The following is a 23,719-nucleotide window of genomic DNA, read 5'->3' on the forward strand; positions in this document are numbered from 1 at the left end:
ATTGTCTTTTTGCAAATCTAATTAAAAAAGCAGGGATTTAAAATGCAAAGTACCCGATTAGCAAAGTTATTGGAGTTTTTATCCAATGATCCTCATGATCCATTCGTTCTGTACGCTTTAGCTACCGAATATAACAATTCAAATGACGTAGAAAAGGCATTTGAATATTACTTAAAACTAACCAGTGATCACCCGGATTATGTAGGTACTTATTACCATTTAGGAAAACTTTATGAGAAACAAGGACAGAAAGATACGGCCCTGGAGATTTATCAAAAAGGGATGACTGTAGCCAGGAATAAACGGGATATGCACGCCTTTTCTGAATTGCAGGGCGCTTATAATTCTGCTGCAGGTCTGGATTACGAAGACGATTAGCCTGGGAGATGATGAACAAAAGACAACTGTTGTTTATCAGAGACGTTTTCCTCTTCACGTTTACTGCTTTTGGCGGTGCACAGGCACACCTGGCATTATTGCTTAAATATTTTGTAAAGGATGTCAGGTACATTACAGAAGAGGAACTTCTGGAACTAAATGCGCTATCGCAGGTATTACCCGGTCCTGCTTCTACCCAAACCCTGGTTGGGATTGGGTATAAAGTAGGAGGGCTGAAGCTGGCCATCCTTACTTTTCTCATTTGGATCATCCCTTCTGCGGCGCTGATGACCTTTGCCGCCATTAGTTTTGGCAAATGGGGACAGCAGCAAAAGTTCAACGAAATATTGGAGTACATCCAGCCCATCGCTTTGGGGATTGTTGCTTTTGGTGCTTATAACCTGGCAAAAAGAGTCTTGGTTTCACAGCTGACTATCTTTCTGGCCGTCGCTGCGGTGGTCGGCACTATGGTATTGAGAAATGCGTATGTATTTCCAATTGCCATTTTAATCGGCGGGATGATTTCCTCTGCCATTGGTACGCCGAAAGAGGAAAGTGAGCTGAGGGTGCGCCTATTTTCCAACATCAACCCCAAAAAACTGATCTACTTTATTGGAGTATTACTGATTTTAGCTTCTTTAGGTGCTATTATCAACCGCACCTCTCTTTTTAGTCTGCCGATCAGGTTATTCGAGAATTTTTACCGGAATGGGATTTTCATTTTTGGCGGCGGACAAGTTTTAGTACCGCTGATGTTTACCGAGTTTGTGGAAATGAAACGTTACCTGACGGGAACCGATTTTCTTTCCGGATTTGCTTTACAGCAGGCTTTGCCAGGTCCGACGTTTTCATTTACCAGTTATGTGGGCGCGCTGAGTATGAAAACTTTTGGTTTTGGATTAACCGGTCAGATCTTAGGTGGTTTTGTCGCCGTGATGGGAATCAACCTGCCTGGTTTGATTTTGGTCCTGTTTATTGTGCCTTTCTGGGAAGACCTGAAAAAGATTTCCCGCATCAAATACTCTATGGTGGGGATCAATGCTGTAAGTGTTGGCTTTATCATTGCCGCTTTTATGCTGCTGGTACAGCCAATGGGCTTAAATCTGATGGCAATAGGCGTAATGGTCTGCACTTTTCTGTTGCTGAACTTCACAAAAATAAGCCCGCCAATTATTGTATTGGCAGGCATATTATTAGGTTATTTTATCTAAATCCTATCCTTTAAAATGGAGCGTCATCGTCATGCATATCGTCCATTCTGGATGGCTTGATGATGACGTTTCCTGCTGGGCGGTCAAAATCCTGCGAAGGAGCCATGCCTGCGCTGGTGCTGTCCATAGAGAAGGAAGTAGGTGCCGCAAAATTGTCTTCCAGATCTGTAAATTTAACGTATTTACCGATGAATCGTAAGGGAACAATACCGGTTTCACCGTTACGGTGTTTCGCGATAATTACCTCTCCAATACCTGCTTGTGAACGTCCTTGCTCATCTTCTGTAATGCCGTAATATTCCGGTCTGTATAAGAAGAGCACCATATCCGCATCCTGCTCAATGGAACCGGATTCACGTAAATCCGATAGCATCGGGCGTTTACCATTCTGACCTGGTCTGCTCTCTACCGCACGACTCAGCTGAGAAAGTGCCAGTACAGGAACGTTTAGTTCTTTAGCCACAGATTTCAGGGCCCTGGAGATGCTACCAATCTCCTGCTCCCTGTTTCCACCACCGCCTTCACCTTTACCATGCATCAACTGCAAGTAATCGATGATGATCAGCTGTAAGTCGTATTGTGATTTTAACCTTCTGCATTTCGCTCTGAACTCAAAGATGTTCAAGGCAGGGGTATCGTCAATTAATAATGGCGCTTCTGTTAAGGTGCCGATTTTGCTATGGAGCTGCTGCCATTCCCACTCCGCAAGGTTTCCTTTTCTGATTTTCTCCTGCTCGATTTCTGTTTCTCCGGAAATCAAACGATTCACCAACTGTACTGAGGACATCTCCAGGGAGAATACCACCACGGGACGTTTGAAATCTACTGCCGCGTTTCTTGCGCAGGTCAGTACGAAGGCCGTCTTTCCCATCGCCGGACGTGCCGCGATGATCACTAAATCTGAAGGCTGCCATCCACCGGTAATCCGGTCTAAGTCGGTAAAACCGGAAGGTACCCCCGTTAAACCGTCGCTTTTTCCGCGAAGCGCTTCTAAAGTGGCTAAAGATTGTTTTACAATCTCATCCATTTTCTGGGTGTCCCTGCGCAGGTTATTCTGTGCAATGTCAAACAGGTTTTTCTCTGCATGATCCAGCAGGTCGAAAATATCTGTGGTGTCCTCGTAAGCATTTTGGATGATCTCAGAAGAGATCCTGATCAGCTCTCTCTGGATATATTTTTGAGAAATGATCCTCGAATGGTATTCAATGTTGGCTGCAGAAGCAACCCTGTTGGTTAAATTGGTGATATAGTAAGCACCGCCTACCATCTCCAGTAAACCCAGGTTTCTCAGTTCTGCGGTAACGGTTAAAATATCTACAGGTTTTGATTTCTGGAATAATAAGGCAATGGCCTCGAAGATTTTTTTATGCGCTTCCGCATAGAATACTTCTGGTTTTAAGATGTCAATTACAGTAGATAGGGCGTCCTTTTCTAGCATTAAAGCACCTAAAACAGCTTCTTCAAGGTCTAATGCCTGAGGTGGTATCTTTCCCATGGTATTCATGGAATTGCTGATTCTGGCCTTTCTGGCAGTGAAGGTAGCTTTATCTTGTCCTTGATTTCCGTTGTCGTTACTCATGGTCACAAAAATATGGAAAAATTAGGGCCTTTGCTTAATTCTTTTATGAACATTTAAAAAGAGTAATTAATGGATTTGCAGTTGTAAATTTAAGGAAGGCCGGATTTTCTCAGCCGAACTATGTGGAAAACAGTGGTTTAGCGCGCTCGGAAAATTGGTTTCCTTAAATCGCATTATTTCAGCTATTTTTGCGCTTCAATTTTAAGAAAGATGGAACATTCGAGGAGACCTGCGAGAGCTAAAGAAAATAATGAATTCGTATTTGGCATACGAGCTGTAATAGAAGCTATTAAAGCTGGTAAAGATATTGAAAGTATTTATATTCAGCGTGGATTAGGCGGCGATCTGATCGTGGAGCTGAAAGGATATTTGAAAGATGTAGATGCACCAGTTCATAATGTTCCGGTAGAAAAGCTGAACAGAATGACCTTAAAGAATCACCAGGGTGTGATTGCGGTGATTTCTGCCATTACTTTCCAGAAAATTGAAGACATTATCCCGGCGGTTTATGAGAAAGGTGAAGTGCCATTGGTATTGATCCTGGATGGCATTACCGATGTGCGTAATATGGGGGCAATTGCCAGAACAGCGGCTTGTGCCGGTGCACATGCCATCATTGTACCTACTAAAAACTCAGCACAGATCAATGCAGATGCGATTAAAACTTCGGCAGGAGCATTATTCAGCATTCCGGTATGCAGACACCCGAACCTTCATAAAGTAGCTTTGTACTTGCAGGATTGTGGTTTGCAGATTGTTGCCTGTACAGAAAAAACCAATGATTTGATTTATGCACCTGATTATACTGCACCTACAGCAATTGTAATGGGAGCAGAGGATGAAGGGATTTCAAATGACATCATGAGAATGGCAAATCACCTGGCTAAAATCCCGATGATTGGAGAGATCAGCTCACTAAATGTGTCTGTTTCGGCAGGTGTAATTCTTTACGAAGCGATCAGACAGCGTCAGACCCTATAATTTTAAGAATTTATGTTTTGATATTTTGGGAGCCTGCAAAACAGGCTCCCATTTTTTTTAAGCTTCTTCGAACAAGTATCCGCTGTAGGCCAGTCCTTTGGCTACACTGATAAAGTTGTCGCCTGAGTTGACCGGCACGCCGGGAAATCTGCTGTTAAACAAATCTTTTACTGCTGATACCATGGAAGTTCCACCAGTCAGGAATAAGCTGTCTATCTCTGCAGGATTGATCTTGTTTTTCGTTAAAAACTCTTCCAGATACAGACTGATCTTTCTTAAATCCTTCTGAATAATTTTATTGTATTGCTCCAGGGTCACCTCCTGATCAATATCGATCTCCATATTGTGGTACACAAATGGAGCCGCTTCCTGTTTCGATAAACTAACCTTTGTTTTCTCAATAGATTGAAATACGGAATAACCCAGGTTATGGTCCGTTAAGGTAATCAGGTTTTTGAATTTAGGGGCCTGTTTAGAGTAATGGTAATAGGTTTGGATGTCATTCCTCACCTTGATGCCATTAAAGAAGTTCATTTGCTCCCAGGAACATATGTTGCTGAAATAGGAGTTAGGAACGGTCAGCATTTTACCTGGTGCAGCTTCGTAAAGGGTATCTTTACCAAAATGAGGGGTACCCTGATCCCACATGAAAGAGGAATCAAAACTATCTCCACCAATGTAAATTCCACCGGTAGCAAGAATGTCATTCTTACGGTCTTTACTGCCTACTTTTTCCGGATCTAATTCCAGATAAGTGAAATCTGTTGTTCCACCGCCAAGATCGGCAACCAGTACTTTCTCTTTTTTAGTGATCGACTGCTCATAAGCAAAAGCCGCCCCAATAGGCTCAAATTGAAAACGGAAGTCGGTAAATCCTGCATTCTCGGCCGCTTTGTTTAAGCGTTTTTGAGCCAGCGCATCCTTTGCGGAACTCTCATCGTCAAAGAAAACCGGTCGGCCAATGATGGCTTTCTGACAATCATACCCGATGATTTTATCTGCTTTCGCTTTCAGGTCTTTTAAGATCAGCGTCACCAGGTCCGAAGCATTGTATTTTTTAGTGAATACGCGGGTTTCAATGAAACTACTTCTCGGCAGTACTCTTTTAACCGACTTCATGAAACGACCTTTCATGCCATCATTGATATAGGCGTTTATCGCATCTTCTCCCACATAATAAGTGATGGAATCTGCTTCAGTAGCCTCATCCTTGAAGTATAGAATGGAAGGAACAGTAATGGTAGCGATGATTTCTTTTTTTTCATCGTCATAGATGGATAGGGCAGAATTGGTAGTTCCAAAGTCAATTCCGTATAAGTACTTATTCATTGTAATGAGAAATTTGGGGCAAGAAAAAATGATAAAAACAATACATCCGGATTTCGACTGAAGCCAGAATCCGGATGTATCATGAAAAAAGGTAAACGCTTGTTTATATATACTTTGTGCCGAATTTTGATTTTACATCGGCAACTATCTGTTTAATGTTTTGTTCCTCTGTTCTTGGACAGATCATCAAAGTGTTGTTGGATTCTACTACAATGTAGTCATGAAGACCCTGAAGGATCACCAATTTGTCTTTTGGTACATTCACCATGCAGTTTGAGGAATCAAACATCATCACTTTTTCTGCTGGAATAACGGCATTGCCAACGTAATCGTGTGCTGCAATTTCATAGATGGAAGCCCAGGTACCCAGGTCTGACCAGCCAAAATCCGCAGGAAGGACGTATACATTGTCGGCTTTCTCCATAATACCAAAATCTATAGAGATATTGGTGCACTGCTGATAAGCGTCGCTGATAAAGTTTGCTTCCCTTTCGGTGTTGTAGATCGGATTCCCCTGAAGGAAGATCTCATGCATGTCAGGAAGGTGCTTAGAGAAGGCCTTAGTGATCGATTTGGCCGACCAGATAAAGATTCCGGCATTCCATAAGAAATCACCGCTCTGAATAAATGATTTTGCCAGTTCCAGGTTGGGCTTCTCCGTGAAAATCTTCACCTTGTGGATCTGATCATCGGTAGCAAGGGTGTTTTCTACATATTGGATATACCCGTATCCAGTGTCCGGTCTGCTTGGCTTAATCCCTAAAGTAATCAGACAATCGTTTTCTGAAGCTGCTTTTAAAGATTGTTCAATCGCCGCGATAAACGCCTCTTGGTTGGTAATGGTATGGTCTGAAGGTGCAACCACAATGGTGGCATCTGGATTCAGATTAAGGATTTTCATGGAGCCATAAGAAACGCATGGCGCCGTATTTCTCATAATTGGTTCGGCAAGTATTTGATTGACTGCCAGATCTGGTAATTGTTCTTTAACAATATCGGTATAGATCTCATTGGTCACTACAAAAATATTCTCTGCTGGACAGACTTTTAAAAAACGCTCATAAGTGCTTTGAATCAGTGTTTTGCCAATTCCGAAGAAATCGATAAACTGCTTTGGGAATTCTGTTCTGCTGACTGGCCAAAATCTACTGCCAACGCCACCGGCCATTATTAATGCGTAATTATTTTTATTCATGCTAAATCGAAAGTATTAAATTATGCCTTCCTGTAGAAGGTCATGTAAATGGATCATCCCAAAATACGCTCCGCCATCCGTCACCAATAATTGAGTGATGTTATTCTCCTTAATCATTTCCAGTGCATTGATGGCTAAAAGATCTTTTTCAATAGTTTTAGGATGAGGATTCATGAGGTCGCTTGCTTTAATGTCGGCTAAATTAGTATGTTTTTCTAACATTCTCCTGATATCTCCGTCAGTAATGATCCCTAAAATCGCATCCGCCTCAATAACAACCACCGCACCTAAACGGTTTTGACTAATTTCAATAATCACATCTTTTACGGAAGCCGATGCTGGAATGCTGGGTTTCTGGTTTTTAACTGCAATATCCCCGGATTTTAAATACAGCCGTTTTCCTAAAGCGCCTCCAGGATGGTATCTGCCAAAATCTTCTTCATTGAAATTTCTTGCATTCAGCAGACAAATCGCCAGGGCATCACCCATCGCCAATTGCGCAGTAGTGCTGGTGGTAGGGGCCAGGTTATGCGGACAAGCTTCTTTGGCTACAGTCGTATTCAGGATCAGGTCTGCCTGTGCGGCAAGATCTGAATTGAGCTGCCCTACCATTCCAATCATCAGGTTGCCGGATTGCTTCAATAAGGGCGCAAGGACTTTGATCTCTGGGGTGTTTCCGCTCTTGGAAATGCAGATCACAATGTCGTCTTTCTGGATCATTCCAAGGTCGCCATGCACCGCATCTGCAGCATGCATAAAACTGGATGGGGTGCCCGTAGAATTGAAAGTTGCTACTATTTTTTGCGCAATAATGGCGCTTTTGCCGATTCCGGTCACGATAACACGTCCGTTACATTGCAGAATATGGTCGATAATCTGGCAAAAATCATCATTTATATGGTCAATTAGCCCCAAAATGGATTGTGCTTCCAGTTGTAACGTGTTGACTGCGTCCTCGATAATCGCTTTTTTACTTTTCAAACAGAATTTATTAGTATATTGATGCTTTGAATTAGTGCAAAATTATGTTATTTTGAAGTAAATATAGCACTGAATATTTTATACGCGTAATGGATGTGAAAAAGTCGTTGTTTGATAACTTGCAAACCTTTTTTGGTTTTGATAATTTTAAAGGTGACCAGGAGTCTATCATCACCAATGTTCTCGAAGGAAAGAATACGTTTGTGATTATGCCTACAGGTGGAGGGAAGTCCATATGTTACCAGTTACCTGCGCTAATGAGCGAAGGAACTGCAATTGTTATATCGCCCCTGATTGCCCTGATGAAAAATCAGGTAGATCAGCTGAGGGCATTTGGTGGAAGCGACAGCATTGCACACTTTTTAAACTCTTCTTTAAATAAAGCAGAAATTACCCAGGTAAAAAGTGATCTGCTCAGTGGACAAACCAAATTGCTGTACGTTGCCCCGGAATCATTGTCTAAACCAGACAATATTGAATTCTTAAAGCTCATCAAGATTTCTTTTGTAGCTGTGGATGAAGCCCACTGTATTTCGGAATGGGGACACGATTTTCGTCCCGAATACCGGAAAATCAGACAGGTGATCAGCGGACTGGGAGAGGATATCCCAATTATCGCTTTAACGGCTACAGCAACCCCAAAAGTACAGCAGGATATCATTAAGAATTTACAGATGTCTGATGCTACCTTGTTTAAATCTTCTTTTAACAGGCCGAACTTGTTTTATGAGATCCGCCCGAAAAGAGATGTCATCAAGGAAATGATCAGGTACATCAAGTACAATACCGGAAAATCTGGAATCATTTACTGCCTCAGCCGTAAAAAGGTGGAAGAGGTCGCGGAAGCGCTTAACCTGAATGGCATTAAGGCCCTTCCTTATCATGCCGGTCTGGAGCCTAAAGTACGTGCAGATACACAGGATAAATTCCTGATGGAAGATGTAGAGGTGATTGTTGCCACCATCGCTTTTGGGATGGGAATCGACAAACCTGATGTACGTTTCGTAATCCACCATGATATTCCTAAGAGTATGGAAGGTTATTACCAGGAAACTGGTAGAGCCGGAAGAGACGGAGGAGAAGGGGTATGTATTGCTTTTTATGCACAGAAAGACGTAGATAAACTGGCGAAATTCATGAAGGATAAGCCGGTGTCTGAACGTGAAATCGGAACACAGATCCTGAAGGAAGTGATCGATTATGCCGAATCAGGCGTTTGCCGTAGAAAACAGATCCTGCATTATTTTGGTGAAAACTTCAATGAAACAGGCTGTAACTGTATGTGCGACAACTGTAAAAAGCCTAAGAAACTTTTTGAAGCAGAAGATAACCTGTTGGTTTTATTGAAATTAATCCAGCGTATCGGCGAGAAATTCGACGATGCACATATCCTGAACATCTTTACCGGATCGGAAACCGCTCAAACCATCGCTTACGAGCATGGCAAAATTCCTGAATTCGGTTTAGGAATGGTAGAAGGAGAAAACTATTGGAAGTCCTTAATCCGCCAGTCGGTATTGAACAACTTCCTTTCTAAAGATATTGACAATTATGGCCTTTTAAGGCTAACCAATAACGGTAGAGACTTTATCGAGAATCCATACAGTCTTAAATTTGTACTCAATGAGCCGATAGAAAGTGCGGCTGATGATGATGAAGATGATGTGAAACATGGATCCGGAACTTTAGATACCCAGCTGCTGCAGCTGTTAAAGGACCTGAGAAAGAAAATCGCCAAGCAAAAGAATGTACCACCATTCGTCGTGTTCCAGGATCCTTCGCTGGAAGAAATGTGTACGCATTATCCGATTGCAATGGATGAGCTGAAACAGATCTCAGGAGTAGGAAATGGAAAGGCCATGAAGTTTGGTTCGCCATTCATTGAACTGATTAAAAAATATGTGGAGGACAATGATATTGAACGCCCGATCGACCTGATCATTAAAACTCAGGCTAATAAATCGCAGCTGAAAGTATCGATTATTCAAAATGTAGACAGACAAATCAGTTTAGAAGACATTGCTAAATCTAAAGGCATCACTTACTTCGACATCCTAAAAGAGATTGAAGCCATTGTGAACTCCGGAACAAAGCTGAACCTGAATTATTTTGTAGATGAATTGATTGATGAAGACCGTCAGGATGAAGTATTCGATTACTTCCAATCTGCGGAAAATGACTCTATTGATGAAGCACTGAAAGAACTGGGAGAAGCCGATTATTCCCGTGAAGAGATTCAATTGATGCGCATCAAGTTCATGTCTGAACTAGGTAATTAACATTCTGTATTAGGTAATTATTACAAATAAACAATGATCAATTTTCCACTAGATAATTTAAAACACCAGGAATCAAATAATTTCTTTTTAATGGCAGGACCCTGTGCCATTGAAGGAGAAGAAATCGCTATGCGCATTGCAGAGAAGATCATCACAATTACTGATAAATTAGAGATTCCCTTTATTTTTAAAGGTTCCTACCGTAAAGCCAACCGTTCTAAAGGCGGTTCTTTCACCGGAATCGGAGATGAGAAAGCTTTGAAGATTTTAGAAAAGATAGGTAAGACTTTTAATGTGCCTACCGTAACTGATATTCATGAAAGTGCAGAAGCGGCAATGGCTGCGGCTTATGTGGATGTATTGCAGATCCCAGCTTTTCTGTGTCGTCAAACCGACCTGCTCATCGCTGCTGCGAAAACAGGAAAGGTAGTCAACGTGAAGAAAGGTCAGTTTTTGTCTGCAGGATCTATGAAATTTGCAGTAGAAAAGATTGTAGAATCCGGAAACCATAAAGTAATCCTGACAGATCGTGGCAACACTTTTGGTTATCAGGACCTGATTGTGGATTATCGTGGATTACCAGAAATGCAAAGCTTCGGAGTGCCGGTAGTCATGGATTGTACGCATTCCCTACAGCAGCCAAACCAAAGTTCTGGGGTAACCGGTGGTAAACCTGAACTGATTGAAACGATCGCTAAAGCTGCAATTGCAGTGGGCGCAGATGGATTATTCATTGAAACACATCCTGATCCTGCAAATGCAAAATCAGATGGTTCAAATATGTTACACCTGGATTTACTGGAAGATTTACTGGTAAAACTGGTAAGAATTAGAAAAGCGGTTATTTAACCGCTTTTTTTATGCCTTAGATTTTAGTAATCAGGAAGGAAGTTCTTCTATTTTGTTTGCGCTGCGCTTCCGTATCATTACCCACAATAGGTTTGTTTTCACCATAGCCTTTAAAGCTCAGTCGGGAAGGATCAATCTTTTGAGCGATCAATTCGTCATAGACTGCTTTAGCACGATTTAAAGAGAGTTTTTCATTCTGCAACTCATTCCCTACATTGTCTGTATGCCCCTGAATTTCTATTTCCAGGTGGAGATTACTTTTCAATAAGGCAGTTAAGGTACGTAACTCGGTCACAGATGCTGGTAATAAATGATATTCATTGGTGTCAAAAAATATGTTCTTCATTACGAGATTAGTGCCCACTTTTAAACGCTCGAGGTTAATCTCCAGCAGGAAAGGCTGCGTCCTGCTTCCAGTACCCAGTTCGTAGTTTTCCGAATAGAAAAGATAGCCATCTGCACTGGCATTGAAAGCGTAATTTGCCCCTAGAGGCATGACTGCAAGGAATTCACCATTCTCTTTATCAGTATAGTCGTTGTAGGCAGTATTTTTATTGAGGAGGTTGACTACCTCTACTTTTGCATCCAGAAATTTGTGGGTTTCCTTGTCGCGCACTACTCCTTTGACATAAGTAATAGGCATAGGTTGTTTATCCAGCGGAAGTTTAAATTGGTAAATGTCCATATCGCCATAGCCATCCTTTAAATTGGAAGAGAAAAAACCGGTGCTGCCATTCGGACTCACGATCATTCCGTTTTCTTCATTAAAGGTATTGATCGGGTACCCCATGTTTAATGGAGTACTCCAATGGCCATTGTCCTGCATACGACTGACAAAAATGTCTTTATTGCCCATTCCTGGCCATCCATCTGAAGAAAAGTAAAGCGTTTTCCCATCTGCATGTAAGTAGGGGGTATTTTCATCATAAGGGGTGTTAATTTCCGGACCAAGATTAACCGGAACAGACCAGTCGCCATCTGCGTTGAGGTTGGATTTCCAGATGTCGTAACCGCCAATTCCACCGGGCCTGTTGCTCACAAAGTAAAGCGTGTTGCCATCCGGGCTAATGGCTGGCTGGGATTCCCAATAAGCACTGTTTACCGGGGCACCAAGGTTAAAAGGTTCGCCCCAGTTATTCCCTTCTTTATGACTCACGTAAATGTCGCATCGGCCAAGGCCATTAGGACGGTTACAGCCAGTAAAAAACAGATATAATCCGTCTGGGGAAATGGATTGTGCGCCTTCATTAAATTGAGGCGTATTGATGTTGCTGCTTAAGGGAAGGGAGTTACCCCATTCATTATTTGCCTTTTTGGAGATGAAGAAATCTTCGTTTCCCTCGATATTTCTACTAAAAATAAGCGTTTCATCGTCGGCTGTAATGGCAGGGAAATAATCCCGGTATGCCGTATTTATTTTAGGACCCAGGTTGATGGGCTCGTATTGCTGAGGTTTTTTTATGGCCTCAATAGCAAAGGCACAGTCTTTCTGGTATTTCTTAGCCCTGGCGAGAAAAGCAGCATCATTACCGGTGTATTTACTGATGAATGAGCTGATGTGTTTTAAGGCATTTTGATAATCACCGCTATAAAGTTCAGCTTCTCCAAGCCCATAATAGATCCGTGGTTCTGAATTTGGGTTCAGCTCCAGGGCTTTCCGGTAATAAACAGCAGCTTGTTCGTAGGATTTAATCCTTCTGTTTAGTTCTGCAAGTTGCAAAACGGCATTTTGAAAGGAGGGGTCAGCCTGAACGGCTTCCTTGAGTGCGAAAATCGCTTCAGGATATAGGTTGTCATTTAAAAGGCGCTGCGCTTTATCAAAGCTGGCCATGGCTTTCTTGATGGTAGAATTCTGGGCTTTAGCACCAAGAACCATCAGGAAAGACAGAAAAAGAGCAACAGATATTTTTTTCAAAACGCTATTGTTAATGGTGTAAAATTAAATATAGCGAAAAATCTGAATTTGCGATTAAGGGATATTTAAATATTTATGTGTTTGTAAAGAAATTTCCCATTTAGGGTTGGCCATCACGTAATCAATAATCAATGGTGTAATTTCCTTTGACTTAGACCATTCTGGCTGCAGGTATAATTTACAGGTATCAGAAACCGTTGCAGCATATTGTTCTGCCCATTCAAAATCACTCTTGTTGAACACAATCACTTTTAATTCATTGGCGAATGGAGTGATGTCTGGACGAGGGGCTTTAAATTTCTTTGGAGAAAGACAAATCCAGTCCCAGGTACCTGAAAGGGGATAAGCTCCTGAAGTTTCAATAAAAGTAAGGATATTTTTCTCCTTTAACTTTTGAGTTAAATAATCCAGATTATAAATCAATGGCTCACCACCGGTAATGACCACCGCTTTACCCGGAAAGGTATCTGCTTTGGCTACAATATCATCTGCTGAAGTCAGGGGGTGTAATTCTGCATCCCAGCTTTCTTTCACATCACACCAGTGGCAACCTACATCGCAGCCTCCCAAACGAATAAAATAAGCCGCTTTTCCTGTGTTAAATCCTTCGCCCTGTATGGTGTAAAACTCTTCCATTAATGGAAGTAATGTGCCGTCTGCTGGTATATTGTGTGCCATATATTATTCGGCAAAGGTAAATAAAATATTTACGGGAAATGGGATTATATGTATATTGAGCCGATTTATATGACCAATCTGTGAAAAAAGAAGGTTCATTTATAATCATTTACCCTAAATACGAGCTATGTTGAAGTGGTATAAATTGGAAGGCAGCTTCCCGGAGCATGATTTCGTGGAACAGATTAAAGTGAACGGGAAAAAATTATGTCTGGTGAGACACCAGGACCGGACTTTCGTGGTTCAAAACAGCTGTCCGCATGCAGGAGGGATTCTGAGCGGCGGCACTTGTAAAAATGGTTACCTGATTTGTCCGATACACCGATGGGAATACAACCTGGAAACGGGAAGAGGGGCAGAGGGACAAGGAGATTATATTGATACCTACCCGGTAGAAACAAGGGAGGATGGAATTTATGTCGGCTTAAAAGAAAGTTGGATAAAAAAGCTCTTTAGCTGAGTTACTAAAGAGCTTTTTATATCTTCTTTAAGAATAGATTTCCTTCTTTGCAGAGGCCAATGTATTTTTCAACAAGCCTACAATAGTCATCAGACCAACACCTCCAGGAACTGGAGTGATCCATGAAGCTTTAGGAGCTACATTTTCAAAGTCTACATCACCAAATAATTTATAACCAGATTTGGTTTCTGTAGAAGTTTCTCTATTGATACCCACATCAATGATGATCGCACCTGGCTTCACCATATCTGCAGTTACAAAGTTCTTTTTACCAATTGCAGCAACGATAATGTCAGCCTGTAAAGCCAGTTCTTTCAAGTTGGCAGTTTTGCTATGCGTTAATGTTACGGTACAATTTCCTGGGTTGGCATTTCTAGCCATCAGAATACTCATCGGACTGCCTACTATGTTACTTCTACCCACTACCACGCAATGTTTTCCAGTGGTATCAATCTCGTATGCCTGAAGCATTAACATAATGCCATAAGGAGTAGCAGGGATGAAACAAGGAAGGTTCCTCATCATACGTCCCAGATTTACCGGATGAAATCCGTCTACATCTTTACGGTAATCGATAGTTTCAGTTACTTTTTCAGGGTCTATATGCTTAGGAAGAGGTAATTGAACAATCAGTCCATCTACACCAGCATCCTGATTAATTTCTTCAATCTTTTGCAGCAATTCCGCTTCTGTGACCGAATTATCGTATCTGATAAGTGAAGATTGAAAACCTACCTTCTCACAGTTTTTCATTTTGCTGGCAACATAGGTTTCACTGCCACCATCATTACCCACCAATATGGCTACTAAATGTGGTTTTCTGCCACTTTCAGCTAAGAAAGAGGCGGCTTCTGCTGCGATTTCCAGTTTAATTTTTTCTGATGCGAATTTTCCGTCAAGTAACTGCATGTAATCCTTATATGAGGTTAATTATTAATCTAATTTAAGTACGGCCATGAAAGCAGATTGTGGAATTTCCACATTACCTACCTGACGCATACGTTTCTTTCCAGCTTTTTGTTTTTCAAGTAACTTACGTTTACGTGAAATATCACCACCATAACATTTAGCGGTTACATCTTTACGAAGTGCACTTAGTGTTTCTCTGGCAATCACTTTTGCACCAATAGAAGCTTGGATTTTAATTTCAAACTGCTGACGAGGAATTAATTCCCTCAATTTTTCACAGATTTTCTTTCCGAAATCATAAGCATTGCTGCGGTGAATTAAGGAAGATAAAGCATCCACAGGCTCTTCGTTCAATAACATATCCAATCTAACCAGGTCTGATTTACGGTAACCGATCTGATGATAATCGAATGAAGCATAACCTTTGGAAATCGTTTTTAGCTTATCGTAGAAGTCGAAAACAATCTCGCCCATAGGCATCTCAAAAACGAGCTCTACACGGTCTGATGTTAAGTAAGACTGGTTGATGATCGTTCCTCTTTTCTGAATACAAAGGGACATTACCGGACCCACAAAGTCAGCTTTGGTAATGATGTTTGCTTTAATAAAAGGTTCTTCTACTGCGTCCAGTTTACTTGGATCTGGTAAATCTGAAGGATTATTTACAGAAATCACCTCACCTTTAGTGGTTTTAGCAATGTAAGATACGTTGGGAACAGTAGTGATCACTGTCATGTTGAACTCACGCTCTAAACGCTCCTGAATGATCTCCATGTGCAGCATACCCAGGAATCCGCAACGGAAACCAAAGCCTAATGCTGCAGAACTTTCAGGTTCGAAAACGATAGAGGCATCATTCAGCTGCAATTTATGCATGGCTTCACGCAATTCCTCAAACTCATCTGTATCTACCGGATAAATACCAGCGAAAACCATTGGTTTCACCTCTTCGAAACCTTGGATGGAATCTGGTGACGGCCGGTCTACAGTAGTGATGGTATCTCCAACTTTTACCTCACGTGCTTCTTTAATTCCAGAGATGATATAACCTACATCACCGGTTTTAACCACGCTGCGCGGCGACATATCCAGTTTAAGGATACCCACCTCATCGGCTAGATATTGTTTGCCTGTATTTATAAATTTAACTTTATCGCCTTTTTTAATCTGACCATTCACTACTTTATAGTAGGCAATGATTCCTCTGAATGGATTGAAAACAGAGTCAAAGATCAATGCTTGAAGTGGCGCTTCAGGATCCCCAACTGGGGCCGGAACACGGTCTACAATAGCTTGAATAATGTCAGGAATACCCATTCCAGTTTTACCTGAAGCAGGAATAATATCTTCACGTTTACAGCCGATTAAATCAATAATCTGATCTTTTACTTCCTCAGGCATTGCCCCAGGTAAATCCATTTTATTTAAAATAGGAATAATTTCAAGATCGTGCTCTAGCGCAAGGTATAAGTTGGAAATGGTCTGTGCCTGAATTCCCTGCGATGCATCTACAATAAGTAAGGCACCTTCGCAGGCTGCAATGGAACGGGAAACCTCATAGGAGAAATCTACGTGTCCAGGAGTATCAATCAGGTTGAAATTGTATTCAATATCACCAACCTTATAATTCATCTGAATGGCGTGGCTTTTTATCGTGATCCCACGTTCACGTTCTAGATCCATATTATCCAGCAATTGAGCTTGCGCCTCACGTTGGGTAATGGTTCCAGTATATTCTAACAGACGGTCAGCTAGTGTGCTTTTCCCGTGATCAATATGTGCAATTATGCAAAAATTACGTATGTGCTTCATCAGTGGCGCAAATATAGGATTTTGAGTCGATTAATTTATTGTAAATTAATCATAGTATATTGTAATGACTGCGGCATTACTAGGAATTGGCCATTAGGATCAGGTTCTTTACGGTTTGGGCATTGGTCAGGTCGTAGCTGAATTCATCTTCGCTGGTGCCCATACTTAGGTTCGGGTTTCTGAATTCCATTTCGCTTTTTACTGCATGTTTGGCAGAAGCATGGAACTCTTTAGCACCGGTAATCCGGATGATTTCAGCGATGTTGTCTGTATTAACACCTGCACCAGGCATGATGCTGATTCTTCCTGCAGCCTGTTTGATTAAGGCTTTGATCTGCCCAACGCCTGCTAATGCCGAAGGAGCAGCACCTGAGGTCAGTACCCTTTCACAGCCCAATTCGATCAGGTCTTCCAGACCTTGTTCCAGGTTATTGCACATATCAAAGGCCCGGTGGAAGGTGACTTTCATAGGCTTGGCCAGTTCAACTAACTCCGCACAGCGAGCTTTATCGATACTGCCATCTGCATGAAGAATGCCAAACACTACTCCATCACAATTTAATGATTTACAGATTTTAATGTCTTCCTTCATGATGCTGAATTCTAAATCAGAATACAAGAAATCTCCACCTCTGGGGCGGATGATTGGATACACTAAAATGTGCAGTAATTCTTTTGCCAGCTTGAGCTGTCCATAGCTTGGGGTAGTGCCTCCCTCTGGTAAATTGTCGCAAAATTCTACCCTTACTGCGCCGCCTTCCTGTGCTGCTAAAGCAGAGGAAAGGGAGTTGGCGCATACTTCCATTTGAATCATTCGATACGGTTTATTTCTGGTTAGTAATAGCTTTTTCCAGGAATTAATAAATCGGTTTTGTTTTGGTCACAAACCGCATAGCTGAAGCCTTGCTGAATCGCATAAGCTCCATATTCTCCTTTTTTATTTAAAGCAAGGAAGCCTACCTGGATATTTTTGGCAATTTCAGGTTTCTTTTTAATGATCCTCATGACTGCCTCTTTACAAGCTGCTTCAGGCGTATAACCTTGTCTCATGAGTTCTACCACTAAAAAGCTGCCTACATTACGGATTACTTCTTCACCAACACCGGTAGAAGTAGCACCGCCAACTTCATTGTCTACAAATAAACCAGCACCAATGATTGGACTGTCACCCACACGTCCATGTAGTTTATAAGCCATTCCGCTGGTGGTACAAGCACCTGAAATGTTTCCTTTAGCGTCTAAAGCCAGCATGCCAATGGTGTCATGGTTGTATTGATTTCCTGGCAATCGGGTAGGAGCGGCTTTATCGTATAATTTATTTTCTATGTTCATCACCGGCGCATACTTTGCCGTTTTCAACCATTCTTTCCATGCTTTTTCACTTTCTTTAGTCAGCAGGTTCTCTTTTTTGAATCCGTTTTCCAAAGCAAACTGAAGTGCGCCATCACCTACAAGCATCACATGCGGCGTTTTTTCCATCACCATTCTGGCCACAGAAATGGGATGCATAATGTGTTCTAATCCAGCAACGGCACCGCAGTTGCCCAAATCATCCATAATACAGGCATCCAGGGTCACATGACCATCTCTGTCTGGCAAGCCGCCATAGCCTACAGATTGGTTTTTTGGATCAGCTTCAGGAACATGTACTCCTTGTTCTACCGCATCCAATGCTCTTCCGCCTGCAGATAATACCTTCCATGCCGCCTGATTGGCAGCAATACCGAAATCCCAGGTAGAGATGACGATTGGTTTTGCAGCTGCATAAGATGGGCTTGGGATCATTGCAGCAGCGCTTGTTCTATCAATGGCTAATAAGGAGGCAGAAAGCGCAGATGCTTTAATGAATTTTCTACGGTTAAACATGTTTGGTATAGCTTTAAATAATTTGAAAGTGATCGGCGTCTTTTAAGAATGGGAAGGCCCTGCGGGTTTTCGCCAGTTCTTCGTAGCCGATACTAAAGGTATAAAGATCTTCGTCTTCGGGTTTATAATAAATGGTTTTACCCATTGGATCGATACATTGGGAATGTCCGCTATGGTATACTTCTTTGCCATCATGACCTACACGATTGGCTGCAATCACATAACTCTGGTTTTCGATGGCACGGGCAGGAATTAGTGCGTTCCAATGAACGGCACGTTTATCAGGCCAGCTGGCGATCAGCAATAGAATGTCGTATTCTTCATTCTGATTGCGCAGCCATACCGGGAAGCGGAGGTCATAACAGATCGCAAGGCGGATTTTCCAGCCTTTTAATTCTACAATGACCTTGTCCTTGCCTGGAGAGTAGTTTTTATCCTCTTCACCCAGGCCAAATAAATGTCTTTTATCATAATGGCTATAACCGCCGTCAGGAAGCATCCAGATTAGTCGGTTATAATAATGACCATCTTCTTTGATGATCAGACTGCCCGTAACTACGCATTCATATTTTTGTGCAATCTCCTTCATCCATTGCATCGTTTTACCATTCATCTCTTCAGCAAGTGCTGGAGCATTCATGCTAAAACCGGTGTTAAACATCTCTGGAAGTACAATCAGGTCTGTTTTTTCTTTAACACCTGAGGACAATCTTAGGGATAGATTCTGCAGGTTTTTGTCAACATTCTCCCAAAATAAATAGGCCTGGAAAATAGTGATTTTCAGGTTTTTAATACTTAGGTAATCTGGACTTTCCATTATTGTAATTTAAAGGGATGTAAATTATAATTTAACTAGTCTTTCAACGGCTTTTTCCAATGTTTCTTGTTTTTTCGCAAAACAAAACCTTAAAACATGGTAATCCGTATTCCTAATGTAGAAGGCTGAAACCGGAATGGAGGCAACTCCATATTCTTTAATTAACCTTTCGGCCATGGCGACATCTTTTTCATCGCTGAGGTGCTCATAGCTAACGCATTGGAAATAAGAACCATCGCAAGGTAATAATTTAAACTTAGTTTCGGTAAGGAGCGAACGAAACAAATCGCGCTTCTGCTGGAAGAAAGCAGATAAGCCAAAGTATGTTTGTGGATCTTTCAGGTAGCGAGCGATGCCCAGCTGCATGGGCGTATTCACACTGAATACGTTGAACTGGTGTATTTTTCTGAACTCCTTCATCATTTGTTCAGGCGCCAGGCAATATCCTAATTTCCAGCCGGTAGTATGCAGTAATTTGCCAAAGGAAGCCACAATAAAGCTTCTCTCGCGGAGTTCCGGGTATAAAGCCACGCTGTGGTGCTTCTTACCATCGAAAATAATATGTTCATAGACCTCATCACTTAAAATCATGATGTCAGTATTCTTTGTTAATTTGATGAGCGCTTTGATGTCCTTCTCTGATAAAACACAGCCTGTTGGATTCTGTGGACTATTCAAGATGATCATTTTGGTATTGGCGGAGAATAGTTTTTTCACCATTTCCCAGTCGATCTCATATTGAGGAGGGGCAAGCTCATAAGGTTTTACCAGGCCGCCCAGCAACTTAACGGTAGGGGCATAAGCATCGTAAGCAGGTTCAAAAATAATCACCTCATCACCAGGATGAATACAAGCACTTAAAGCGGTGAATATAGCCTGAGTACCTCCGGCAGTAATATTGATCTCCGTTTCCGGGTGATAATTTGCGCCATAGAGCTGGTTCATTTTTTCAGCAATCACTTCGCGTAAGGCTGCTAGGCCTGTCATGGGTGCATACTGATTAAAGCCCTGGCGCATGGCCTCAGCTACATATTCGATGAGTTTCGGATCACATTCATAGTCAGGAAATCCCTGAGAAAGATTAATGGCCTGATGTTCTTCTGCTAATTTGGACATGAGCGAAAATATGTTCGTTCCTGTACCAGGTAGTTTTGATTGTGTAGCTATCATTATGACAACGAAAATAGAAATAATATTTATCGTCTTATATCAGATTTATTTAATAATTTCATTTTGCTATGACTTTTAAAACAAAAGAAAGCAGATTATTGCTTATTCTAGGCTCCTTTTTCGTGGCCAACGCGATCCTTTCAGAATTTATAGGTGTAAAAATATTTACAGTGGAAGGCACACTGGGCATCAGGCAGTTTGATATCAATTTGCTGGGTGTTCCTAACCTCTCTTTTAACATGTCGGCAGGGGTGCTCACATGGCCTTTGATTTTTATCATGACGGATATTATCAACGAATATTTTGGCGTTCGGCAGGTTCGGTTTTTATCAGTGCTGGCGGCTATTCTGATTTCTTACGCCTTTTTTGTAGTCGCTGCGGCGATGCGGCTTTCGCCTTCTGATTTCTGGATAAATCAAACCATTGATGGCCATCCGCTCAATATGAACCATGCTTTTGCTGGGATATTCGGACAAGGGATGTGGATCATTGTGGGTTCTGTGATTGCCTTTTTAGTAGGGCAGATTGCGGATGTGTTTATCTTTCATAAGATTAAAAAGGTAACCGGAGAACGTGCTTTATGGCTGCGCGCCACTGGTTCTACGGTGATTTCTCAATTTATAGACAGTTTTGTCGTGATCTTTATTGCTTTTTACCTGAATCCTCAATACCACTGGAGCTGGCAAATGGTAGCCGCAATCGGTCTGGTAAATTATACTTATAAATTTGTAGTCGCAATTTTAATGACGCCGTTGCTGTATGTGGTGCATTATGTGATTGACCGTTACCTAGGTAAGGATCTTTCACAGCGTATGATTAAAATGGCAGCAAGATAGTATCAGCCGGGATTTACCGATTACAGCTTAATTCTTTTGTCGAATACAAATGGCTCAGACTTCAGTAATTTGATGAACTTGAAATCCGCATGGTTAGGGTTGAGGAGAAAATTTGATTCCGCTGATATAATGGAAGAGGGGACTTTCAACAGGGCTGTTTTCTCATTCCTGACCCAATTCTCCCCTAATTCCTGTGTATGAGACATGTTTTCAAAAGAAAACCAGTTTTCCGGTAATGATTTCAAGGGAATGCTGGCAATGGGGAGGTCATCCGGAATTTCAATCGTCATGACCTGAAAAGCGCTGTTCAGCCCAAATTGACTCCGATGCACTACATTTTCCAGACAGGCCAGGGAGCGAGATTCCGCCGTATAAATCATGGAAACATCATTCGGATTCCATCTTGCTGCACGGCCTGAAGCGACTAGCGAGCCAGCGTAATTGCTCAAACAAATGCGAAATACCTGCATAAATTAAGCGAGATCTCCGTGAGCAATTCTAATGAGCTCTTCTTCAATGAGGCTGATGCCCGTGAAAGTATCCATTAAATCAAAGGGAATTTGGTGGCCAAGCCCATAAGAAGGGGTGTTGAGCCATTGGTGAAAAGCCTTTGCTGAGCCGAAGATTTCTATTCCTTTTTCAAAAAGAGAGAAAGACTTCAAAAGTTTCTCGCTGAGGGAAGGATCTAATTTGGAAGCATTAGAAGCATAGTTCTGGATGGTTTTAACATTAGTTTTAAAGGTATCCTGGAATTCTTCCCTGGTAAAACCCGAAAGACTTAAAAAATCGAGTGCAGCTTTGGCTGATAAGCCTGATTTTGAGCTCATGAGCAAGCTGATAGAATCGTTGTAAAGCGGCTGATAAGGGGCGATTAACGCAGCCTCTGCAACGACTGATAGTGGTGTTTTGTCTTTGTAGGGTTTTGAAGTGTTTGCCATAACCATAAATTTTACTCAATTCGAATATACGGAATTTTTTCCGGTATATCTGGAATTTTTTCCATAAAAAAACCGCAATCCTTGTTTTGCTGACCTTTCAGGTAAAAAATAGGAATGCGGTTTTTGATAAGCCGGGGAGTTTAGCTCATTCTTTTAACTTCCAGGATTTTAAACTCCTGAATGCCGTCAGGCATTTCCCAGTTGATAATGTCGCCTGTTCTATAGCCAAATAAGGCAATGCTGATCGGAGCAAAAACAGATACTTTCTGCACTTTGATGTTCGCTTCTTCCGGCATTACGATCTTAAAGGTAAATTCTTTACCGGTTTTTGTGTTGGCAATTCTAGCTTCAGATTTCAGACATACCACGTCTTCAGGAAGATCCTGATCTGCGTAGATTGTTGCTTCTTTGATCTCTTTTCTTAGTTTTTCTTTATTATAAGGACTCATGTTTGATTTGTCCAGGTGATCTTTTAATAATTTTAAATCGCTTTTTGAAAGTGATAATGTTTTTGTTTCCATGTTTAAATGTCTTAATGTAATGATTGATAGTTAATTCCTTAGTAAGATACAGGGAGGCAAACTGATATTTACGAATATATCACACCTTAAGCGGTGTAATTGCTTAATATAAAAAAGAAAATAAACAACTGCTTGCTATTTCCTTAAATTATAAAATAACGAAAATCATCAGAAGAAAAATGCCCCTGAACCGAAGAGTAGAATGAAATGATTCGGGGCTTAGTTAATAAAGTCTTTACTGCTGATTTGATAAGTAAAGCCGAAGGGATAGTTTTCCCTGAAGAACCTTTTGAACAGCGCATAGGCTTGCAGCTGACTCTTGTTATAAGTCATTAAGGTTGCCTGATGTATGCCTATTCTTTGTTTCATTATTGCTAATCTCGGTAGGTTTTTTATTAAATCAAAGGAAAAATGGATTTATCTTAGCATGAAGGGCTTTAATTGACATTGGTGTTATTGTTCTTGCTGATTTCCTGAATATTTATGTAGTTCTCCTCTATATTCTCCCAGATTTGCTGATGGGCCCTGCAGAACATCAAGATTATGAGGATATCGGCTGATTAGCCTGGTAAAAAAAGCCGGATATTCGGTGACAGCAGCCTCAAAATTCCGCGTTACAACACGCTTTTTGAGCTGTTAATAAGGGGCATAATCCGAATAAATCGGCCCTTATAGGCGCCAATAAGGCCGAAAAAAGCAAGATTTAACAGAAAAAACGCAATAGAATGGAAGTTATGTACGTTTATTTCCAAAATAATATATATTTGGCCACAAATTAAATAATTAAAACATGGAAAAATTTTCAAAAGTTAAAGAATTATTAGCTTCTATTGAAGCTGACGCTGAGAAGTTTTATAATGCAGGAAACAGTGCTGCTGGAACTAGAGTACGTAAAGCTATGCAGGATTTAAAAGTTCTTGCTCAGGAAATTCGTTCTGAAGTAACAGAGAAAAAAAACAGCGATAAATAATATCGATTAATTCGAAAAGCAGCAGCACCATCAACCGTGTTGCTG

At 41.4% G+C, this 23,719-nt stretch carries 24 protein-coding genes; 8 read left to right on the forward strand and 16 right to left on the reverse strand.

Annotation, left to right across the window (positions count from 1 at the left end):
• Positions 1-42: 42 nt before the first annotated feature.
• Positions 43-378, forward strand: coding sequence for a tetratricopeptide repeat protein (locus K7X70_RS16440; RefSeq protein ID WP_222538074.1), 336 nt, complete (start codon positions 43-45; stop codon positions 376-378).
• An 11-nt stretch (positions 379-389) separates the two neighbouring features.
• Entirely contained in the window at positions 390-1,589 is a 1,200-nt protein-coding gene (gene chrA / locus K7X70_RS16445; RefSeq protein ID WP_432443886.1) for a chromate efflux transporter, read from the forward strand.
• A 10-nt stretch (positions 1,590-1,599) separates the two neighbouring features.
• Here the strand turns inward: chrA and dnaB are convergent, their stop codons facing one another.
• A complete protein-coding gene (dnaB, locus tag K7X70_RS16450) occupies positions 1,600-3,168 on the reverse strand; it encodes a replicative DNA helicase (RefSeq protein WP_062548127.1) in 1,569 nt (522 codons plus the stop codon).
• A gap of 210 nt (positions 3,169-3,378) precedes the next feature.
• On the opposite strand from dnaB, the gene rlmB reads away from it, so the two are divergent.
• Positions 3,379-4,149: a 23S rRNA (guanosine(2251)-2'-O)-methyltransferase RlmB gene (rlmB, locus tag K7X70_RS16455; RefSeq protein ID WP_222538076.1), complete on the forward strand. Its 771-nt coding sequence runs from the start codon at positions 3,379-3,381 to the stop codon at positions 4,147-4,149.
• Positions 4,150-4,206: 57 nt separating this feature from the next.
• Here rlmB and K7X70_RS16460 read toward each other — a convergent pair whose 3' ends face one another.
• The 3 genes from K7X70_RS16460 to K7X70_RS16470 form a co-directional block, all read right to left on the reverse strand.
• On the reverse strand, positions 4,207-5,478 hold the full coding sequence (locus tag K7X70_RS16460; protein ID WP_222538077.1) for an Hsp70 family protein: 1,272 nt from the start codon (positions 5,476-5,478) through the stop codon (positions 4,207-4,209).
• 103 nt (positions 5,479-5,581) lie between these two features.
• Complete coding sequence (locus K7X70_RS16465) at positions 5,582-6,673, reverse strand: mannose-1-phosphate guanylyltransferase (protein WP_222538078.1); 1,092 nt, start codon at positions 6,671-6,673, stop codon at positions 5,582-5,584.
• A 15-nt stretch (positions 6,674-6,688) separates the two neighbouring features.
• Complete coding sequence (locus K7X70_RS16470) at positions 6,689-7,654, reverse strand: KpsF/GutQ family sugar-phosphate isomerase (protein ID WP_222538079.1); 966 nt, start codon at positions 7,652-7,654, stop codon at positions 6,689-6,691.
• 89 nt (positions 7,655-7,743) lie between these two features.
• Here K7X70_RS16470 and recQ point away from each other — a divergent pair, with 89 nt between their 5' ends.
• Both recQ and kdsA read left to right on the forward strand, forming a co-directional pair.
• Entirely contained in the window at positions 7,744-9,933 is a 2,190-nt protein-coding gene (gene recQ / locus K7X70_RS16475) for a DNA helicase RecQ (RefSeq protein ID WP_062548132.1), read from the forward strand.
• 33 nt (positions 9,934-9,966) lie between these two features.
• Complete coding sequence (gene kdsA / locus K7X70_RS16480; protein WP_222538080.1) at positions 9,967-10,782, forward strand: 3-deoxy-8-phosphooctulonate synthase; 816 nt, start codon at positions 9,967-9,969, stop codon at positions 10,780-10,782.
• A 16-nt stretch (positions 10,783-10,798) separates the two neighbouring features.
• Here kdsA and K7X70_RS16485 read toward each other — a convergent pair whose 3' ends face one another.
• Positions 10,799-12,697 carry an OmpA family protein gene (locus K7X70_RS16485; protein ID WP_255607326.1) on the reverse strand — a complete coding sequence of 633 codons (1,899 nt, stop codon included), beginning with the start codon at positions 12,695-12,697 and terminating at the stop codon, positions 10,799-10,801.
• A gap of 54 nt (positions 12,698-12,751) precedes the next feature.
• A complete protein-coding gene (locus tag K7X70_RS16490; RefSeq protein ID WP_062548135.1) occupies positions 12,752-13,375 on the reverse strand; it encodes a 7-carboxy-7-deazaguanine synthase QueE in 624 nt (207 codons plus the stop codon).
• A 127-nt stretch (positions 13,376-13,502) separates the two neighbouring features.
• Here K7X70_RS16490 and K7X70_RS16495 point away from each other — a divergent pair, with 127 nt between their 5' ends.
• Positions 13,503-13,835, forward strand: coding sequence for a Rieske (2Fe-2S) protein (locus K7X70_RS16495; RefSeq protein WP_222538081.1), 333 nt, complete (start codon positions 13,503-13,505; stop codon positions 13,833-13,835).
• Positions 13,836-13,862: 27 nt separating this feature from the next.
• Here the strand turns inward: K7X70_RS16495 and K7X70_RS16500 are convergent, their stop codons facing one another.
• The 6 genes from K7X70_RS16500 to K7X70_RS16525 all read right to left on the reverse strand — a co-directional run bounded on the left by K7X70_RS16500 (position 13,863) and on the right by K7X70_RS16525 (position 20,409).
• Positions 13,863-14,744, reverse strand: a complete 882-nt coding sequence (locus K7X70_RS16500) for a bifunctional 5,10-methylenetetrahydrofolate dehydrogenase/5,10-methenyltetrahydrofolate cyclohydrolase (protein WP_222538082.1) — start codon at positions 14,742-14,744, stop codon at positions 13,863-13,865.
• A gap of 24 nt (positions 14,745-14,768) precedes the next feature.
• Entirely contained in the window at positions 14,769-16,556 is a 1,788-nt protein-coding gene (gene lepA, locus K7X70_RS16505) for a translation elongation factor 4 (protein ID WP_187666399.1), read from the reverse strand.
• Positions 16,557-16,635: 79 nt separating this feature from the next.
• Positions 16,636-17,370 carry a copper homeostasis protein CutC gene (locus tag K7X70_RS16510; RefSeq protein WP_222538083.1) on the reverse strand — a complete coding sequence of 245 codons (735 nt, stop codon included), beginning with the start codon at positions 17,368-17,370 and terminating at the stop codon, positions 16,636-16,638.
• A gap of 20 nt (positions 17,371-17,390) precedes the next feature.
• Positions 17,391-18,422, reverse strand: a complete 1,032-nt coding sequence (locus K7X70_RS16515) for a glycosylasparaginase (RefSeq protein ID WP_222538084.1) — start codon at positions 18,420-18,422, stop codon at positions 17,391-17,393.
• 13 nt (positions 18,423-18,435) lie between these two features.
• The gene (locus K7X70_RS16520; protein ID WP_222538085.1) at positions 18,436-19,239 is read right to left on the reverse strand and encodes a nitrilase family protein; all 804 of its coding nucleotides are present in this window, start codon (positions 19,237-19,239) and stop codon (positions 18,436-18,438) included.
• 24 nt (positions 19,240-19,263) lie between these two features.
• A complete protein-coding gene (locus K7X70_RS16525; protein ID WP_222538086.1) occupies positions 19,264-20,409 on the reverse strand; it encodes a methionine aminotransferase in 1,146 nt (381 codons plus the stop codon).
• Between the two features lie 68 nt (positions 20,410-20,477).
• Between K7X70_RS16525 and K7X70_RS16530 the strand changes: the two genes are divergently transcribed.
• On the forward strand, positions 20,478-21,245 hold the full coding sequence (locus K7X70_RS16530) for a queuosine precursor transporter (RefSeq protein WP_222538087.1): 768 nt from the start codon (positions 20,478-20,480) through the stop codon (positions 21,243-21,245).
• 20 nt (positions 21,246-21,265) lie between these two features.
• Here the strand turns inward: K7X70_RS16530 and K7X70_RS16535 are convergent, their stop codons facing one another.
• From K7X70_RS16535 to K7X70_RS16550, 4 genes are all read right to left on the reverse strand, one after another.
• Positions 21,266-21,715 carry an RES family NAD+ phosphorylase gene (locus K7X70_RS16535; protein WP_222538088.1) on the reverse strand — a complete coding sequence of 150 codons (450 nt, stop codon included), beginning with the start codon at positions 21,713-21,715 and terminating at the stop codon, positions 21,266-21,268.
• A 3-nt stretch (positions 21,716-21,718) separates the two neighbouring features.
• Positions 21,719-22,183, reverse strand: coding sequence for an Xre family toxin-antitoxin system antitoxin (locus tag K7X70_RS16540; protein ID WP_222538089.1), 465 nt, complete (start codon positions 22,181-22,183; stop codon positions 21,719-21,721).
• 140 nt (positions 22,184-22,323) lie between these two features.
• Entirely contained in the window at positions 22,324-22,704 is a 381-nt protein-coding gene (locus K7X70_RS16545) for a GreA/GreB family elongation factor (protein WP_187666391.1), read from the reverse strand.
• Positions 22,705-22,923: 219 nt separating this feature from the next.
• Complete coding sequence (locus K7X70_RS16550; protein WP_222538090.1) at positions 22,924-23,073, reverse strand: hypothetical protein; 150 nt, start codon at positions 23,071-23,073, stop codon at positions 22,924-22,926.
• A 421-nt stretch (positions 23,074-23,494) separates the two neighbouring features.
• Here K7X70_RS16550 and K7X70_RS16555 point away from each other — a divergent pair, with 421 nt between their 5' ends.
• Positions 23,495-23,674 (forward strand): BF3379 family histone-like protein, encoded by a 180-nt coding sequence (locus K7X70_RS16555; RefSeq protein ID WP_187666390.1) that lies wholly within the window; start codon positions 23,495-23,497, stop codon positions 23,672-23,674.
• The last annotated feature ends 45 nt before the right edge of the window (positions 23,675-23,719 follow it).

It is taken from the genome of Pedobacter polysacchareus, assembly GCF_019802255.1.
Classification (GTDB): Bacteria; Bacteroidota; Bacteroidia; order Sphingobacteriales; family Sphingobacteriaceae; genus Pedobacter; species Pedobacter polysacchareus.

Coding starts and splice junctions, on each gene's coding strand:
- K7X70_RS16440 (WP_222538074.1), top strand. CDS start 43: ATGCAAAGTACCCGATTAGCAAAGTTATTGGAGTTTTTATCCAATGAT.
- chrA (WP_432443886.1), top strand. CDS start 390: ATGAACAAAAGACAACTGTTGTTTATCAGAGACGTTTTCCTCTTCACG.
- dnaB (WP_062548127.1), bottom strand. CDS start 3,168: ATGAGTAACGACAACGGAAATCAAGGACAAGATAAAGCTACCTTCACT.
- rlmB (WP_222538076.1), top strand. CDS start 3,379: ATGGAACATTCGAGGAGACCTGCGAGAGCTAAAGAAAATAATGAATTC.
- K7X70_RS16460 (WP_222538077.1), bottom strand. CDS start 5,478: ATGAATAAGTACTTATACGGAATTGACTTTGGAACTACCAATTCTGCC.
- K7X70_RS16465 (WP_222538078.1), bottom strand. CDS start 6,673: ATGAATAAAAATAATTACGCATTAATAATGGCCGGTGGCGTTGGCAGT.
- recQ (WP_062548132.1), top strand. CDS start 7,744: ATGGATGTGAAAAAGTCGTTGTTTGATAACTTGCAAACCTTTTTTGGT.
- kdsA (WP_222538080.1), top strand. CDS start 9,967: ATGATCAATTTTCCACTAGATAATTTAAAACACCAGGAATCAAATAAT.
- K7X70_RS16490 (WP_062548135.1), bottom strand. CDS start 13,375: ATGGCACACAATATACCAGCAGACGGCACATTACTTCCATTAATGGAA.
- K7X70_RS16495 (WP_222538081.1), top strand. CDS start 13,503: ATGTTGAAGTGGTATAAATTGGAAGGCAGCTTCCCGGAGCATGATTTC.
- K7X70_RS16500 (WP_222538082.1), bottom strand. CDS start 14,744: ATGCAGTTACTTGACGGAAAATTCGCATCAGAAAAAATTAAACTGGAA.
- lepA (WP_187666399.1), bottom strand. CDS start 16,556: ATGAAGCACATACGTAATTTTTGCATAATTGCACATATTGATCACGGG.
- K7X70_RS16510 (WP_222538083.1), bottom strand. CDS start 17,370: ATGATTCAAATGGAAGTATGCGCCAACTCCCTTTCCTCTGCTTTAGCA.
- K7X70_RS16515 (WP_222538084.1), bottom strand. CDS start 18,422: ATGTTTAACCGTAGAAAATTCATTAAAGCATCTGCGCTTTCTGCCTCC.
- K7X70_RS16520 (WP_222538085.1), bottom strand. CDS start 19,239: ATGGAAAGTCCAGATTACCTAAGTATTAAAAACCTGAAAATCACTATT.
- K7X70_RS16525 (WP_222538086.1), bottom strand. CDS start 20,409: ATGATAGCTACACAATCAAAACTACCTGGTACAGGAACGAACATATTT.
- K7X70_RS16530 (WP_222538087.1), top strand. CDS start 20,478: ATGACTTTTAAAACAAAAGAAAGCAGATTATTGCTTATTCTAGGCTCC.
- K7X70_RS16535 (WP_222538088.1), bottom strand. CDS start 21,715: ATGCAGGTATTTCGCATTTGTTTGAGCAATTACGCTGGCTCGCTAGTC.
- K7X70_RS16540 (WP_222538089.1), bottom strand. CDS start 22,183: ATGGCAAACACTTCAAAACCCTACAAAGACAAAACACCACTATCAGTC.
- K7X70_RS16545 (WP_187666391.1), bottom strand. CDS start 22,704: ATGGAAACAAAAACATTATCACTTTCAAAAAGCGATTTAAAATTATTA.
- K7X70_RS16550 (WP_222538090.1), bottom strand. CDS start 23,073: ATGAAACAAAGAATAGGCATACATCAGGCAACCTTAATGACTTATAAC.
- K7X70_RS16555 (WP_187666390.1), top strand. CDS start 23,495: ATGGAAAAATTTTCAAAAGTTAAAGAATTATTAGCTTCTATTGAAGCT.